The sequence below is a fragment of the Williamsia herbipolensis genome, from assembly GCF_000964005.1.
Lineage (GTDB): Bacteria > Actinomycetota > Actinomycetes > Mycobacteriales > Mycobacteriaceae > Williamsia_A > Williamsia_A herbipolensis.
Genome location: NZ_JXYP01000018.1, coordinates 1 through 16,455, shown reverse-complemented (window position 1 = coordinate 16,455; position 16,455 = coordinate 1). Strand labels below are relative to the sequence as shown.

Here is a 16,455-nt window from a genome sequence, read left to right as displayed (position 1 = left end):
ACATCCGCGCCACGCCGGACCGAAACGAACAAACCCGGCAGGAATGTCCGTTTCGTCGTGATCGGCAACATCGCCTGACTCCCAATGTAATCCGCGCGAAACCCGGTTGCCGCTACTGTTCAAGCCGGTGAACATCCGGGGTACGGAGGGCGACATGAGCACGGACATCGGTACGTCGGGTCTCGACGCGGAACAGGTCGGGTACAAACAGTCGCTCGGGCGACGGCAGGTGCAGATGATCGCCATCGGCGGCGCGATCGGCACCGGACTCTTCCTCGGATCGGCCTCACGCCTCAACGCGAACGGTCCGGCCCTGCTGGTCAGTTATGCCGTCGCCGGACTCGTCGCCTACTTCCTCATGCGCGCCCTCGGCGAACTCGTGCTGCACCGCTCCACCAGCGGCGCGTTCGTCTCCTACATGCGCGAGTTCTTCGGGGAGAAGGCCGCATACGTGACGGGCTGGATGTACTGGCTGAACTGGGCCCTGACCGGCATCGCCGAACTGTCGGCGGTCGGCGTCTACGTCAACAACAACTTCCCCTCGATGCCCAACTGGGGTTCGGCACTGATCGCCCTCGTGGTGGTCCTCGCGGTGAACCTGCTCAGCGCCAAGGCGTTCGGCGAGTTCGAGTTCTGGGCCTCGATCCTGAAGGTCGGTGCGATCGTCCTGTTCCTCATCGTCGGCCTCGTCGTGGTCCTCGGCTCGGTACACGTCGGCGACCACCAGGCCGGGTTCTCGAACCTCTGGGACAACCCAGGCGGTTTCTGGCCGACCAGCGGCGCCTACAACTGGTACGGACCGATCCTCGTGATGTCCGGCGTGGTCTTCGCCTACGCCGCCATCGAGATGGTCGGCGTCGCGGCCGGCGAGATGGAGGACTCCGACAAGGAGGTCCCCCGCGCGGTGAACGCCGTCATCTTCCGTATCGCGGTGTTCTACATCGGCTCGATCCTGCTGCTGTGCGCCATGTTGCCGACCACCTCGTACACATCGGGCACCAGTCCGTTCGTGACGGTGTTCAACAAGCTCGGATTCGGCTGGATGGGCGACGTGATCCAGGTCGTGCTGATCGTCGCGGCGATGAGCAGTTTGAATTCCGGCTTGTACTCCACCGGCCGAGTCCTGCGCAGCCTCGGGATGAGCAAGCAGGCACCGGGATTCACCACCAGGATGAGCAACGGCGGTGTGCCGTGGGCGGGCATCGCGATGACCACGGTCGTCTACGTGCTCGGCGTCATCCTCAACGTCCTCGTGCCGGGTCGTGCCTTCGACATCGCTCTCGAGGCCGCGTCACTGGGCATCGTGTTCACGTGGGGCACCATATTCGCCTGTCAGCTCAAACTGCGGTCGCTGGTGAACAAGGGCATCATCCCGAAGAGCAAATTCCAGGCACCCGGTCACCCCTACACATCGATATTCGGACTCGTGTTCCTCGTCGCGGTCATCGTCGGTCTCGGCGTCTCGGGCTGGCTCGACAAGGAGGGTGGTCGCGTCGACTTCTACGTCGTCGTCATCGGGATCCCGTTCATCGCAGCGTTGTTGATCGGCGGCTGGTACCTCATCCGCGACAACGTGAAGGCCAACACCGACGGCAAGATCGAGTCGACGTGGGCGGCCAAGGAACGGGAGTTCACCGCTCGTAAGAGCTGATCAGCGTGTGAGCGCCCGCACCGATGCGGGCAGGTCGCGCGTACGTCGGTAGGGCCCGACGACCGCGACCGCCGGGGCGGCCCCGAGCAGGCGTGACGCGAGGGCAGAGACCTGTCGGGTGCGCACCGACTCGATCTGCCGGAGTGAGCGCGCGACCGGACGCCTGCGCCCGAAATCGAGCTCCGCACTGCCGATCCGGTGCATCCGCGACTGGGTGTCCTCGAGACCCAGGAGCAGTGAACCGCGCAGCGCTCCCTTCGCGCGAGCGCACTCGGTGTCGGTGATGCCGTTGGTCGCGACGTCGCGGAGGATCTCGACCGCCACCGAGGTGACATCGGCGAGCCGATCGGGGTTGCACCCGGCGTACACGGAGAACGTGCCGACGTCACTGAACGAGTCGACACCGGAGTAGACCGAGTAGGCCAGTCCCCGTTCCTCGCGGATCTGTTGGAACAGACGCGAACTCAGTCCTCCACCGATGGCGGCGTTGAGCACCGACAGAGCCCACCGATCGTCGTCGGCGAGTCCCGCCGTGGGTACGCCGAGCATGAGGTGGGTCTGCTCGCTGTCGCGGTGGATCACCTCGAGGCCGGCGCGCGTGGGCGGTCGGTGACCGCTCCGTCGCGGTGGTGTCGCGGAGACGCCCTGCTGAAGGTGTGCACCGAACGACTCCCGCACCTGGGCCAGCACGTCGCGGTGGGCGACGTTGCCCGCCACGGCCAACACCATCTTGTCCGGGGTGTAGCGGCGGGTGTGGAACGACTGGATCTGCCTGCGGGACATGGCCGCGATGGACTCCGCGGAGCCGATCACCGGGCGACCGATGGGGTGGTCACCGAAGGTCGCGGTCATGAAGGCGTCGGCGAGCAGGTCCTCGTGGTCGTCGTCGCGCATCGCGATCTCCTCGAGGACCACGTCTCGCTCGGTGTCGACGTCGTCGGAGGTGCACCGTCCGCGCAGCACCACGTCGGCGACCATGTCGATCGCCATGTCGGCGTGTTCGTCGAGGACGTGGGCGTAGAAGCAGGTGTGTTCCTTCGAGGTGAACGCGTTCAGTTCCCCGCCGATGGCGTCCATGTCCTGGGCGATCGACGACGCGGTGCGCGTCGGGGTCGCCTTGAACAGCAGGTGCTCGAGGAAGTGCGCGGCGCCGGCGACACTGGGCTTCTCGTCGCGGGAGCCGACGCCGACCCAGAGGCCGATCGATGCCGATCGGACCCCGGGGATGTGTTCGGTGACAACACGCAGCCCACCGGGCAGGACGCTTCTCCGGACGGAGTCGCGGGTCCCGGTGGGCTGCGTGGGTGTGGTGTTGTTCAGCGCAGGTCTTACTCGGCCGCCGCGGTGTCCGCGGTGGCCGCGTCGGACACATCCGACACCGGCACGAGGCTGATCTTGCCGCGGTCGTCGATGTCGGCGATCTCCACGCGGAGCTTGCTGCCGACGGTCACGACGTCCTCGACCTTGTTGACGCGCTTGCCCTGGCCGAGCTTCGAGATGTGCACGAGGCCGTCACGACCCGGAAGCAGCGACACGAACGCGCCGAATGCCGTTGTCTTCACGACGGTTCCGAGGAACCGCTCCCCGACCTTGGGCAGCTGCGGGTTCGCGATCGCGTTGATCCGATCGATCGCCGCCTGCGCCTTGATGCCATCGGTCGCGCCGACGAACACGGTGCCGTCGTCCTCGATGGAGATGTTGGCGCCGGTCTCCTCGGTGATCGCGTTGATGTTCTTGCCCTTGGGCCCGATCAGCTCGCCGATCTTGTCGACCGGGACCTTCACGGTGGTGACGCGAGGAGCGAAGGGGCTCATCTCGTCGGGCTCGTCGATCGCCTCCGCCATCACCTCGAGGATGGTGGTGCGCGCGTCCTTGGCCTGGCTCAGTGCGCCGGCCAGCACCGCCGACGGGATGCCGTCGAGCTTGGTGTCGAGCTGCAGGGCGGTCACGAAGTCCTTCGTGCCGGCGACCTTGAAGTCCATGTCGCCGAACGCGTCCTCCGCACCGAGGATGTCGGTGAGGGCGACGTAGCGGGTCTCCCCGTCGACCTCGTCGGAGACGAGACCCATGGCGATGCCGGCGACCGGGGCCTTGAGCGGCACACCGGCGTTGAGCAGCGACATGGTCGACGCGCAGACCGAGCCCATCGACGTCGATCCGTTGGAGCTCAACGCCTCCGAGACCTGACGGATCGCGTACGGGAACTCCTCGACGCTCGGCAGCACCGGCATGAGCGCACGCTCGGCGAGCGCTCCGTGGCCGATCTCGCGACGCTTCGGCGATCCGACGCGACCGGTCTCACCGGTCGAGTACGGCGGGAAGTTGTAGTGGTGCATGTACCGCTTCGACGTCTCGGGTCCGAGCGAGTCGATCTGCTGGGCCATCTTGACCATGTCGAGGGTGGTGACGCCCATGATCTGGGTCTCGCCGCGCTCGAACAGGGCGCTGCCGTGGGCACGCGGGATCAGGGCGACCTCGGCCGAGAGCGACCGGATGTCGGTGATGCCACGGCCGTCGATGCGGAAGTGGTCGGTGAGGATGCGCTGACGCACGAGCTTCTTGGTCAGCGAGCGGTACGCCGCGCCGATCTCCTTCTCGCGCCCGGCGAACTGCTCGCCGAGCGAGGCGAGGATGTCGCCCTTGAGCTCGTCGGTCTTGTCGTCGCGCTCGGTCTTGCCCGCGATCGTCAGGATCTCCGACAGACGATCCTTGCCCGCCGACTCGACGGCGTCGTAGACGTCGGACTGGTAGGCGGGGAACAGCGGGAACTCGCCGGTGGCCTTGGCGGCCTGGGCGGCGAGCTGCTTCTGCGCCTCGCACAGCGAGCGAATGAACGGCTTCGCGGCCTCGAGGCCCTCGGCCACGATCGCCTCGGTGGGCGCCTGAGCACCGCCCTCGATGAGCTCGATGACGTTGTCGGTGGCCTCGGCCTCGACCATCATGATCGCGACGTCGGCCGTGTCACCCTCACCGACGATGCGGCCGGCGACGACCATGTCGAACACGGCGCCCTCGAGCTGCTCGACGGTCGGGAACGCGACCCACTGGCCGGCGCGGTTGGACTCGGTCGGGATGAGCGCGACACGCACGCCGCCGACGGGGCCGGAGAACGGCAGTCCGGCGAGCTGGGTCGACGCCGAGGCGGCGTTGATGGCGACGACGTCGTACAGGTCGTTCGGGTCGAGGCTCAGGACGGTGATGACGACCTGGATCTCGTTGCGCAGGCCGTCGACGAACGACGGGCGCAGCGGCCGGTCGATGAGGCGGCAGGTCAGGATCGCGTCGGTCGACGGGCGGCCCTCGCGACGGAAGAACGATCCGGGGATGCGGCCGGCGGCGTACATCCGCTCCTCGACGTCGATCGTGAGGGGGAAGAAGTCGAACTGGTCCTTGGGGTGCTTGCCGGCGCTGGTGGCCGAGAGCAGCATGTTCTCGTCGTCGAGGTAGGCGACGACGGCGCCCGCGGCCTGCTGCGCGAGGCGGCCGGTCTCGAAACGGACGGTGCGGGTACCGAAGGAGCCGTTGTCGATGACGGCGGTCGCCTCGGTGATCTCGTCGTCGTACTCGGCTCCCGAATCGTCGGCCGGGGGGGCGGTGGTGACATCGGTCATGTGTGGATGAATCCTCTCGTTCGATGCGCGCGTGTCATCGCTGCGCAACGGTGTAGCAGCGCCTGTCCAGACGGACGGGTGCTGTGGGTCGATGCCCGAGAGGAGGATTTCCGAACAGGTGCGGATGTCCGCGATGGAAGGCGGAGGAGGTTCGGCGACGGCCGTCGATCGAAGCGGTCGGAACCCTGCGGAACAGTTCCGCGGATTCCGGCAGCCACTACCGAAGACCGATCGTCCGAACTCGGGGCACGCGTGAAGCGAAAACCATCTCGTGGCATCGGGTCCAAGGCGAGGGTAGCACCAGGCGTCGGCCGACCGGTTCATCGCGTGACGCGTCGCGCGACACGGGCGCAGACGACACGAACCGCGTGTCCGATCGGGACACGCGGTTCGTGGAGGTGTTCGAGAGCGCCGGCAGCGTCAGCGACGCAGGCCGAGGCGCTCGATGAGCGTGCGGTAGCGGTTGACGTCGACCTTGGCGACGTACTTCAGCAGACGGCGGCGACGGCCGACCATCAGCAGCAGTCCGCGACGGCTGTGGTGATCGTGCTTGTGGGTCTTGAGGTGCTCGGTCAGGTCGCTGATGCGCTTGGTGAGCATCGCGATCTGCGCCTCGGGGGATCCGGTGTCGGTCTCGTGCAGGCCGTACTCGGAAAGGATCGACTTCTTCTGATCCGTGGTCAACGCCATGGTGTTCTCCTGTGATGGAGTTCGCGTGAGGAATGGGCCCAGTGCCCCGGCACAGCCACCGCGAACCGCAGCATGCGCCGATCGGCCAGGCTACCAGCGCTTTCGCACCCCACCCAAATCGTCCGGCCGCGGTCAGTCCGCGAGCGCCTCGCGGGTCTTGACCACGTCGTCGTTCATCTGCTCGATCAGCGGCTCCATGCCCTCGTACTTGATCATCCCGCGGATCCGAGTGACGAAGTCGACGGCGACGTGCTGTCCGTACAGGTCGGCGTGGGTGTCGAGGACGAACGCCTCCACCGTGCGTGTGCGACCGGAGAACGTGGGGTTCGACCCCACCGACACCGCGGCGCGGTAGCTCTCCCCCGGCACCACCTGTCCCACGACCGGTCCGGCGCCGAGCACCGTGAACCATGCCGCGTAGACGCCGTCGGACGGGATCGCCGAATACATCGGCGGCGCGACGTTGGCGGTCGGGTACCCCATCTCCCGACCCCGACCGTCGCCGCGCACCACGACACCCTCGACCCGGTGGGGGCGGCCGAGTGCCTCGGCGGCGGCCTCGACATCACCCGCCGCGACACAGGAACGGATGTAGGTCGAGGAGAAGGTGACCGACGGGCGGTCGGTGACACCGGAATTCGGGGCCTCGGCGCCGGCCCCCTCGCCGAGGAGTGAGACGGCGTGGACCTCGAACCCGAAGGTGCGGCCCAGCGACGTCAGCACGTCCACCGTGCCCGCCGCTTTCTTGCCGAAGGTGAAGTTGGCGCCCACCACCACGTCGGCGGCGTGCAGACCCTCGACGAGGACCTCGTGGGCGAAGTCCTTGGGCGACTGCGCGGCCAGCACCGGGGTGAACGGCATGACACAGAAGACGTCGATGCCCAGTTCCTCGGCGAGCTCGGCACGCCGGGTGAGTGTGGACAGCTGCTGTGGGTGGCTGCCGGGGCGCACGACCTCGGCGGGGTGCGGGTCGAACGTCATCAGGACCGCGGGCACACCGCGCTTCTTCGCGATCGAGGTCGCGGTGGCGATCAGTTGGGCGTGCCCTCGGTGCACACCGTCGAACACCCCGATGGTCACGACACATCGGCCCCAGCCCGCGGGGATATCGTCCAACCCTCGCCATCGCAACACGGGGCCAAGCGTACGGGGACGTCCCACGGCGTACCAGACCCGCGTCCGGTCGCGGCACGAGATCGCCTCCGGCGAGTGCTCGTCGATCATCGACTTGCCCTGCCCTAAGCTCGTGGGGTGCCTTCCACCGGCGGCGAGCCGAGCCGCGATGTTCCGCCCACCGCGACAACGGTCGGCCCGAACGCCGCGCCCGCCACGCCCGTCACCGAACTCAGTTCGGTCACCCAGGACTATCTGAAGGTCATCTGGACCGCGCAGGAGTGGTCGTCGACCAAGGTGACCACCAAACTGCTGGCCGAGAAACTCGCCGTGTCGCCGTCGACGGTGTCGGAGTCCGTGCGCAAACTCGCCGACCAGGGCCTGGTGTCGCACGCCCGCTACGGATCGGTGACGCTCACCGAGTCGGGACGTCGTGCCGCGGTGTCGATGGTCCGCCGACACCGGCTGATCGAGACGTTCCTGGTCCGCGAACTCGGTTACGGCTGGGACGAGGTGCACGACGAGGCCGAGGTGCTCGAGCACGCGATGTCGGACCGGTTCATGGAACGCCTCGACGCGAAACTCGGCCACCCCACCCGCGATCCGCACGGCGACCCGATCCCCGATCCCGACGGCGACGTCCCGGAGTCGCCCGCGTGCCAGCTCGCCGACGTGCAACCCGGCCGGTCGGGGCGGGTCGCGCGCATCGCCGACACCGATCCGGCGATGCTGCGGTATTTCGACTCGGTCGGCATCGCGTTGGACCGCCGGATCGAGGTCGTCGAGCAGCGCCCCTTCGCCGGAACGGTCGCGGTGGCCGTCGACGGTTCCGAACCGATCGACCTCGGCGACATCGCGACCCGGGCGATCTGGCTCGACATCCCGCCGGCGACCTGACCGTCGGCCGGCGTCGTCGCGTCGGTCAGCGCATCGTCGACGGGCGGACCACCATCACCGACGCGGCCCGCTTGCCCTTCTCCTCCAGCAGTCCGATCGCGCGACCGTGCCGGTCGACCGCGGCGTAGACACCGCGCATGCCGATGGGGTCGAGCCACCGTCCGTTGCTGACGGTCTGGGCCTCGACGTCGTCGACGGGGCGGGTCGGGAAGGCAAGGGTGACCGCCGCGTCGATGTCGAGTGTCGGTGTGGGAGAGGGATCGTCGACGATCGCCGCAAGCGGGGTGGCCTGGGCGAGGGTGAAGGGGCCGACCGCGGTGCGGCGCAACGCGGTCAGGTGCCCCCCGACGCCCAGGGCGGCGCCGAGGTCGCGGGCCAGCGACCTGATGTAGGTCCCCGAGGAGCAGTCGACCTCGACGTCGACGTCGAACCATCCGTCGTCGATCCGGTGCTCGCCGATGTCGAAGCGCGACACGGTCACCCGGCGCGACGCGAGCGCGAACTCCTCGCCGCTGCGCGCGAGATCGTGGGCGCGACGGCCGTCGACCTTGATGGCGCTGACCCTCGCCGGCACCTGATCGATGTCACCGACGAAGCGCTCGACCGCCGCGGCGACGGTCGCGATGTCGAGCCCGGAGACGTCGGCCCGGTCGCCGAGGACCCCCTCGCGGTCGTCGGTGTCGGTGCCCGCGCCGAGACGGATCGTCGCCGAGTACGACTTCGTGGTGAGTGCCAGCAGGCCGAGCAGTTTGGTCGCACGCTCCAGACCGAGGATGAGCACGCCCGTCGCCATGGGGTCGAGGGTGCCCGCATGCCCGACCTTGCGGGTCCGGAATGCCTTGCGGCACTTCGCGACGACGTCGTGACTGGTCATGCCGCCGGGCTTGTCGACCACGACCAGACCGGCGGTCGCGATGTGCTTGTTCTCGGAGCGTTCGGCTCCGTCGGGGTTCACCGAGGGCTCACAGACATATCGAGGTGACCACCAGTCCGTTCTCGATGCGCCAGCGACCGTCGAATGACCGCAGCGGTGGTCCGCCGTCGATCACCGCGCCGTCGACGAGCAACTCCGAGTGGAAGGTGCCCGCCGCGGTGGCGTCGCCACCGGACGCGTCCCGCTCGAAGGTGATATGGGCGTCCTCGAAGCCCAGCCACCGTTCGGTCAGCGGGAACCATGCCTTGTACGTCGCCTCCTTGGCGCAGAACAACAACCGGTCCCAGTGGATGTCCCCCGGCCGGGTGGCGAGAACGTCGCGCTCGGGAGCGAGGGTGACGTGGTCGAGGACGCCGTCGGGCAGCTCGCCGTGCGGTTCGGCGTCGATGCCCACCGAGCGACACTGCAGCTTGTAGGCGACGACCGCGGCGCGGTAGCCGTCGCAGTGGGTGAGGCTGCCGACCACACCGCGGGGCCACAGGGGTTGCCCTTTCTCGCCGCGCAGGATCGGTACCGGTTCGACCCCGAGCGTGCCCAGCGCGCGACGCGCGAGGCCACGGGCGGTGGTGAACTCCGACCGACGTTTGTCGACGGCGCGTGCCACGAGCGAGGTCTCGGCGGGCAGCAGCTCGAGGTCGTCGGGATCGGCGAACGCCTCGGCGGCCGCGACCCCCGGTGCGAGCATCGCGTCGATCATCGCGCTCCCCCTCCGTCGCGCTCGGCACGGGCGGCGAGCCTGCGCGCCCGCGCCTCACGCTTGGCGACGACACTCGCCTTGAAGGCCTCGGCGCGCTCGCGGTAGTCCGGCGGGAGGTCGAAGCGGGCGCCGTGCTCGGGCAGGTGTTCGGGACGCAGTCCGCCGTCGGGGATGATCTTGCGCAGCAACGGGTCCGGCAGCCCGCGCCGTTGCCATTCGCGCGGATACCCGACCGAGACCTCTTCGAACCGGACGTCGTCGTACCAGGTGGTCCGGGGGATGTGGAGGTGCCCGTACACGCAGCAGGCCGCGTTGTAGCGGGTGTGCCAGTCATGGGTCAGTTCGCTGCCGCACCACAGCGCGAACTCCGGGTACATCAGCGCGTCGGTCGGCTCGCGACGCAGCGGCCAGTGGTTGATGAGAACGGTGCGCTCGGCGGGATCGATGGCGTCGAGCCGGGTCCGGGTCCGTTCGATGCGGTCCCTCCCCCACGCATCGCGGGTGGCGAACGGCTCGGGCGAGAGCAGGAACTCGTCGGTCGCGACCACGTCGTGCTCACGCGCCAGCGCGAGCGCGGCGAACTTGTTGGTCGTCCCCTCGGGTCGGAACGTGTAGTCGTACAACAGGAACATCGGGACCACGCGCACCGGAGGGGTGCCGTCGCCGGGGTCGAACTGCGGGTAGATCTCCTCGGGGGTGATGACGCCGAGGTCGCGGCAGGCCTGCACGAGGTAGTCGTAGCGGGCCACGCCGTGGATCTGCAGGGGGTCCTTGGCGGTGGTGTAGAGCTCGTGGTTGCCCGGCACCCACACCACGGTCGCGAACTTGGCCTTGAGCCGCCGCAGCGTCTCGAGGATGTCGTCGGTGCGCTCGGCGACGTCTCCGGCGACGATCAGCCAGTCGTCGGGGTCGGCGGGGTGGATACGGTCGAGCACCTCGTCGTTCCCGCGGTGACTGACGTGGAGATCGCTGATCGCCCACAGGGTCGGCACACAGACCTCCTCGTCCTCGCCGCTGTCGGACGCGGTCGGTCTCCGAGTCTATCGACGCCTCATCGGATCTCCACGAGGGTCCACCGGCCACCGGCCATACGGGCCGACAACGCCGCGAGGCGACAGATCATGAACAGGGCGAGTCCGGTCCAGATGCCGGCCAGACCCCAGTCGAACACCAACGAGAGCCAGATGGTCGGCAGGAAGCCGATGAGCGCGCTCGCGACGGTCGTGGTGCGCAGGTAGGCGGCGTCGCCGCTGCCCAGGAGCACACCGTCGAGGGCGAACACCACTCCTGCCACCGGCAGCATCCCGACGAGGAACCACCACGGCGTGTCGAGCGCGGCGAGGACGTCGGTGTCGTCGGTGAAGATGCGGCCCATCGGGGTGCGGGCCACCGCGAACACGGCGGCGACCCCGACGGCGACACCGATCGACACGACGGTGACCCGGCGTGCGACCACCCCCGCCGCCCCGATCGCCCGGGCGCCCAGCGCGGCCCCGACGAGGGACTGCGCGGCGATGGCCAGAGCGTCGAGGACGAGGGACACGAAGTTCCACAGCTGCAGCACCACCTGGTGCGCGGCGAGCGAGGCGACCCCGAAGCGCGCGGCGACGGCTGCGGCGGAGAGGAAACAGACCTGGAACGACAGGCTCCGCACGACGAGATCACGCGCCATCGACAGCTGTGCGGTGATGATGCGGCGACGGGGCGCGAGCAGCTCGGCCCACGGCTCCTCGGGGGCCGATCGTCGGGCCGCGACGACGACCTGTCGCGCGAACAGCAGCCCGGCCACCGACTGGCCGGCGACGTTCGCGACGGCGCTGCCGTGCAATCCCATCTCGGGGGCACCGAGCAACCCGTGCACGAGGACCGGACACAGCACCGCGCTGAGGCCCAGTCCGATCACGACGAAGACCACCGGCCTCCGGGTGTCCTGGACGCCGCGCATCCACCCGTTGCCCGCCATCGACAGCAGGATCAGGGGAACGCCGCAGACGGCGATACGCAGCCATCCGACGGCCTCGGAGTCGACGCCGTCGCCGGGCGCGATCACCCCGACGACCCAGGGGGCGATGACCGTCATCACCACCGCGATGACGACGCCGACCCCGATGGCGAGCCAGCTCGCCGCGACACCCTCGGCGATCGCCGCACGCCGGTCGCCGCGACCGAACATGCGCGCCGACCGGGCCGTGGTGCCGTAGGACAGAAAAGTGAGCTGGGTGCTGACGACGCCCAGGATCAGCGATCCGACACCGAGCGCGGCGAGCGCGACGGCACCGAGTCGGCCGACCACGGCCAGGTCCTCCATCAGGTAGAGGGGTTCGGCCACCAGGACGATGAGCGCCGAGGAGGCCAGACGCAGGATGGCGCGCCCTGTGGGCGCAGCGGAATCCGGTCCGGTCACACCGCGGTCAGGAACTTCTCGATGACCTCATCGGCCGGACCCGACGCGCTGAACCCCGCCGCGTGGGGGTGGCCGCCGCCGCCCTGGGAACGCGCGAGGGGCACCAGGTCGGTGTGCGAGCGTGCGCGCATCGACACGGTCCACTCGTGCGGCGCGGATTCCTTGAACACGACGGCCACGTCCGCGTCACCGACGGTGCGGACGAGGTCGATGACGCTCTCGGCCTCGTCCCAGTCGATGGTCCGGCTGCAGCTGTGGTCCACCACCGCGTACACCAGGCCACTGCCGCCGAACGCCTCCGGGACGAGAACCGCCGACTGCAGCGCCCCGGAGACCATCGTGAGCCACCCGAACTGGTGGGTGTCGAGCAGCGTGCGGGTCCATCCCTGGCCGTCGACACCGGTCTCGAGGAGTCGGGCCGCGAGCAGGTGCGAGTTGGGCCGGGCCCAGCGGAACGACCCGGTGTCGGTCACGAGTCCGGCGAACAGGCAGGTCGCGATGTCGCGGTCGACGGGCATATCGGCCTCGTCGAGGATGCCGAGCACCAGTTCGGCAGTGCAGTCGGCGGCGGGGTCGATCAGGTCGATGTCACCGAATCCACGATTGGATGCGTGGTGGTCGACGACGATGCCGGTCTCCGCGGCGGTCAGGATCGCGGCGAGGTCACCGAGACGCTCGGAACTGGCGCAGTCCATCGCGACGGCGACGGGATGACCGACGAGGTCGCCGGGTTCGACGATGAGCTTCGCGCCGGGGAGCGAGCCCAACGCCTCGGGCAGCGGCCAGGGACCCGGGAACGCGACCTCCACCTCGACGCCGATCGCGTCGAGCGCGAGCGCGAGGGCCAGACCGCTGCCGATGGTGTCGGCGTCCGGGCGGACGTGACAGAGCACCGTGACCGCGGGAGCGGCGCGCAGCACCTCGGCCGTGCGCGCCCGCGGCGCCCCGAGCGCGTCGGTCGTCTGCCCTGGTCCGCTCACGCCTGCTCCGTCCGACTCGTCGTGCCCTGTACCGACCGGCGGCCCAGGCGGCCGCTCGGCCGAACCCGTCACCGTCGGTCGGCCGCGTCCGGCCCATCGTAATCAGCGGGGTCGGCGCCCCGTGGTGAACTTCCGTCAGCCGCCGGTCCGGGGGCCGAGGCCTCATCGGAGATCGAGACGTCGTCGCGGTAGGGATCGGCGTCTCCGGCCGGGACGGCGTCGCGGGCCTGGCGGGCCAACATCTCGTCGTGTGCGCGGGCGCGGGCGACGAGTTCCTCCATGTGCCGCGCGGTGTCGGGCACGGTGTCGAGGACGAAACGCAGCGTCGGGGTGAACCGGACGCCGGTCCCGGCGCCGACCTTCGAGCGCAGGAGACCGGTGGCGCGGGCCAGTCCGGCGGCCGCACCCTCATAATCGGGCGCCACGTCCAGGGATTCACCCATCACCGTGTAGTAGACGGTGGCGTCGTGGAGGTCGTTGGTCACCTTCGTGTCGGTGACGGTGACGAAGTTGAGCCGCGGGTCCTTGATCTCCGAGCCGATCGCCGAGGCGACGATCGACGAGATCCGCTTGGCCATCCGTTGTGCCCGTGCCGGGTCGGCCATGGTGTCACTCCTTCGCGGTGGTGGGGATGTGTGCCGAGCCCGACGCCCGGGATCTCGCGGAAGCGAGACGCCCGGGCGTCGGGTGATCGAGCGGTGCAGGTGCGAACCGGCTACGCGCCCATCAACTGCGGGCTTTCTCCTGCAACTCGTAGGTCTCGATCACGTCGTCGACCTTGATGTCCGTCGACGTCGGGATCGATCAACTGCGGGCTTTCTCCTGCAACTCGTAGGTCTCGATCACGTCGTCGACCTTGATGTCGTTGTACGTGATCGTCAGACCGCACTCGTAGCCTTCGCGGACCTCGGTCGCGTCGTCCTTCTCGCGCTTGAGCGACGAGATGGTGAGGTTCTCGGCCACCACCACGTTGTCACGCAGGAGACGCGCCTTGGCGTTGCGTCGCATGATGCCCGAGGTGACCAGGCAGCCGGCGATGTTGCCGACCTTGGACGAGCGGAAGATCGCGCGGATGTCCGCACGGCCGAGCTCGACCTCTTCGTAGATCGGCTTGAGCATGCCCTTGAGCGCGCTCTCGATCTCGTCGATCGCCTGGTAGATCACCGTGTAGTACCGGATGTCGACGCCCTCGCGGTTGGCCAGCTCGGTGGCCTTGCCCTCCGCGCGCACGTTGAACCCGACGATGATCGCGTCCGACGCCGTCGCGAGGTTGACGTTGGTCTCGGTCACGCCGCCGACACCGCGGTCGATGACGCGCAGCTGCACCTCGTCGCCGATGTCGATGCCGAGCAGCGCCTCCTCGAGCGCCTCCACGGTGCCCGAGTTGTCACCCTTGAGGATGAGGTTGAGCTGCGACGTCTCCTTGAGGGCGGCGTCGAGATCGTCGAGGCTGATCCGCTTGCGGCTGCGTGCGGCCATCGCGTTGCGCTTGCGCGCATTGCGACGGTCGGCGATCTGGCGGGCGATGCGGTCCTCGTCGACGACGAGGAGGTTGTCGCCGGCACCGGGCACCGAGGTGAAACCGATGACCTGCACGGGCCGCGACGGGGTCGCCTCGGCCACGTCCTCGCCGTGCTCGTCGACCATGCGACGCACACGTCCGTAGGCGTCGCCGGCGACGATCGAGTCGCCGACCTTGAGCGTTCCGCGCTGCACGAGCACGGTGGCCACCGGTCCACGGCCGCGGTCGAGGTGCGCCTCGATGGCGACACCCTGGGCGTCCATGTCCGGGTTGGCACGCAGGTCGAGCGACGCGTCCGCGGTGAGCAGGACCGCCTCGAGGAGGGCCTCGATGTTGGTGTTCTCCCGCGCGGAGATGTCGACGAACATCGCGTCGCCGCCGTACTCCTCGGGGATCAGACCGTATTCGGTGAGCTGTCCGCGGATCTTCTGCGGATCAGCACCCTCCTTGTCGATCTTGTTGACCGCGACCACGATCGGCACGTCGGCCGCCTGGGCGTGGTTGATCGCCTCCACCGTCTGCGGCATGACGCCGTCGTCGGCCGCGACCACGAGGATCGCGATGTCGGTCGACTTCGCGCCACGGGCACGCATGGCGGTAAACGCCTCGTGACCGGGGGTGTCGATGAAGGTGATGAGCCGCTCGTCGCCGTTGAGCTCGGTGAGCACCTGGTAGGCACCGATGTGCTGCGTGATGCCACCGGCCTCGCCCTCGCGGACGTTGGCCTTGCGGATCGTGTCGAGCAGTCGCGTCTTGCCGTGGTCGACGTGACCCATGACGGTCACCACCGGCGGACGCTGCTCGAGCTCGTCCTCGCCACCCTCGTTCTCGCCGTAGCTGAGGTCGAAGCTGTCGAGCAGCTCGCGGTCCTCGTCTTCGGGGCTGACGACCTGCACGACGTAGTTCATCTCGCCGCCGAGCAGCTCGAGCGTCTCGTCGTTCACCGACTCGGTGGCCGTGACCATCTCGCCGAGGTTGAACAGCGCCTGGACGAGCGCGGCCGGATTGGCGTCGATCTTGTCGGCGAAGTCGACGAGCGACGCACCGCGGGCGAGCCGGATGGTCTGTCCGTCGCCACGGGGCAACCGGACGCCACCGACGGCCGGTGCCTGCATCGAGTCGTATTCCTGGCGCTTCTGACGCTTCGACTTGCGTCCCTTGCGGGGCGCTCCGCCGGGACGGCCGAAGGCACCTGCGGCGCCGCCGCCACGGCCGCGACCGCCGCCACCGGGACGACCCCGGAAGCCACCGGGAGGTCCACCGGTCGGGGCACCCGTGGGTGCGCCGCCACCGCGGTAGCCACCGCCACCGCCGCCGGGACGACCGCCGGGACCGCCCGGACGTCCGCCCGGACCACCGGGACGACCGCCCGGGGCGGGACGGGCCGACCGCGAAGGCATCGCGCCGGGGTTGGGGCGAGGAGGCATACTGCCCGGGCTCGGACGGGGTCCGCCGGCACCGGGTGCCGGACGCGGACCGCCGGGACCGGCGGCCGGACGACCTGCGCCGGGACGGGCGGCCCCGGGAGCCCCGGGGGCTCCGGGTGCTGCCGGACGCGCCGCCGGCGGCCGCGGTGCGGGCGCCGACGAGTACGGGTTGTTGCCGACACGCGGTGCACGCGGGCCGGGCTTGGGACCGGCCGGTGTGCGCGGGCCCGGAGCCGCGGCAGGCGCCTCGGTCGGGGCCGCGGACGCGGCGGCCGGGGCCTGCGGTGCGGGCGCCTCGGCGGGCGGGGTCGCAGCGGCGGGGCGCGGGGCCGGGGGCCGGGCGGGCGGGGGAGGGGGGGCCGGGGGGGGGGGGGGCGGGTTCCCGGAACCCGGGGCCCGGGGGAGGGGGGGGGGGGGCGGGGGGGCCCCCCACACGGGCGCGGGCCCCGGGGGCCCCCGGTTGGTTAAAAAGGGCCCCACGAGAGGGAACCGCGGGGGCGCCCCGGGGACCCCCACCCCCCGCCCGCGG

Annotated in this window: 13 protein-coding genes; 2 read left to right on the top strand and 11 right to left on the bottom strand. The window is 69.6% G+C overall.

Annotated elements, in window-relative coordinates; translation table 11 throughout:
- Positions 1 to 154 precede the first annotated feature (154 nt).
- On the top strand, positions 155 to 1,651 hold the full coding sequence (locus TU34_RS08725; protein ID WP_045822612.1) for an amino acid permease: 1,497 nt from the start codon (positions 155 to 157) through the stop codon (positions 1,649 to 1,651).
- Here the strand turns inward: TU34_RS08725 and TU34_RS08720 are convergent, their stop codons facing one another.
- The 4 genes from TU34_RS08720 to TU34_RS08705 all read right to left on the bottom strand — a co-directional run bounded on the left by TU34_RS08720 (position 1,652) and on the right by TU34_RS08705 (position 7,086).
- Positions 1,652 to 2,971: a M16 family metallopeptidase gene (locus tag TU34_RS08720; protein ID WP_045822492.1), complete on the bottom strand. Its 1,320-nt coding sequence runs from the start codon at positions 2,969 to 2,971 to the stop codon at positions 1,652 to 1,654. It abuts the gene before it with no gap.
- An 8-nt stretch (positions 2,972 to 2,979) separates the two neighbouring features.
- Complete coding sequence (locus TU34_RS08715; protein ID WP_045822491.1) at positions 2,980 to 5,262, bottom strand: polyribonucleotide nucleotidyltransferase; 2,283 nt, start codon at positions 5,260 to 5,262, stop codon at positions 2,980 to 2,982.
- 420 nt (positions 5,263 to 5,682) lie between these two features.
- Positions 5,683 to 5,952, bottom strand: a complete 270-nt coding sequence (gene rpsO / locus TU34_RS08710; RefSeq protein ID WP_045822490.1) for a 30S ribosomal protein S15 — start codon at positions 5,950 to 5,952, stop codon at positions 5,683 to 5,685.
- Between the two features lie 132 nt (positions 5,953 to 6,084).
- Complete coding sequence (locus TU34_RS08705; RefSeq protein WP_045822611.1) at positions 6,085 to 7,086, bottom strand: bifunctional riboflavin kinase/FAD synthetase; 1,002 nt, start codon at positions 7,084 to 7,086, stop codon at positions 6,085 to 6,087.
- 117 nt (positions 7,087 to 7,203) lie between these two features.
- Here TU34_RS08705 and TU34_RS08700 point away from each other — a divergent pair, with 117 nt between their 5' ends.
- Positions 7,204 to 7,962 carry a metal-dependent transcriptional regulator gene (locus TU34_RS08700; protein WP_045822489.1) on the top strand — a complete coding sequence of 253 codons (759 nt, stop codon included), beginning with the start codon at positions 7,204 to 7,206 and terminating at the stop codon, positions 7,960 to 7,962.
- 25 nt (positions 7,963 to 7,987) lie between these two features.
- Here TU34_RS08700 and truB read toward each other — a convergent pair whose 3' ends face one another.
- The 7 genes from truB to infB all read right to left on the bottom strand — a co-directional run bounded on the left by truB (position 7,988) and on the right by infB (position 16,442).
- On the bottom strand, positions 7,988 to 8,917 hold the full coding sequence (truB, locus tag TU34_RS08695) for a tRNA pseudouridine(55) synthase TruB (RefSeq protein ID WP_275041742.1): 930 nt from the start codon (positions 8,915 to 8,917) through the stop codon (positions 7,988 to 7,990).
- A 7-nt stretch (positions 8,918 to 8,924) separates the two neighbouring features.
- Positions 8,925 to 9,593: a 4'-phosphopantetheinyl transferase family protein gene (locus TU34_RS08690; RefSeq protein WP_045822488.1), complete on the bottom strand. Its 669-nt coding sequence runs from the start codon at positions 9,591 to 9,593 to the stop codon at positions 8,925 to 8,927.
- Complete coding sequence (locus tag TU34_RS08685) at positions 9,590 to 10,585, bottom strand: metallophosphoesterase family protein (protein WP_045822487.1); 996 nt, start codon at positions 10,583 to 10,585, stop codon at positions 9,590 to 9,592. Before TU34_RS08685 ends, TU34_RS08690 begins: the two co-directional genes overlap by 4 nt.
- A gap of 59 nt (positions 10,586 to 10,644) precedes the next feature.
- Positions 10,645 to 11,997 carry an MATE family efflux transporter gene (locus TU34_RS08680; RefSeq protein ID WP_045822486.1) on the bottom strand — a complete coding sequence of 451 codons (1,353 nt, stop codon included), beginning with the start codon at positions 11,995 to 11,997 and terminating at the stop codon, positions 10,645 to 10,647.
- Positions 11,994 to 12,977 (bottom strand): DHH family phosphoesterase, encoded by a 984-nt coding sequence (locus TU34_RS08675; protein WP_045822485.1) that lies wholly within the window; start codon positions 12,975 to 12,977, stop codon positions 11,994 to 11,996. The genes TU34_RS08680 and TU34_RS08675 overlap by 4 nt, the downstream gene beginning before the upstream one ends.
- A gap of 68 nt (positions 12,978 to 13,045) precedes the next feature.
- Positions 13,046 to 13,582: a 30S ribosome-binding factor RbfA gene (gene rbfA, locus TU34_RS08670; RefSeq protein ID WP_045822484.1), complete on the bottom strand. Its 537-nt coding sequence runs from the start codon at positions 13,580 to 13,582 to the stop codon at positions 13,046 to 13,048.
- 199 nt (positions 13,583 to 13,781) lie between these two features.
- A complete protein-coding gene (gene infB, locus TU34_RS08665) occupies positions 13,782 to 16,442 on the bottom strand; it encodes a translation initiation factor IF-2 (RefSeq protein WP_082080053.1) in 2,661 nt (886 codons plus the stop codon).
- Positions 16,443 to 16,455: the final 13 nt, after the last annotated feature.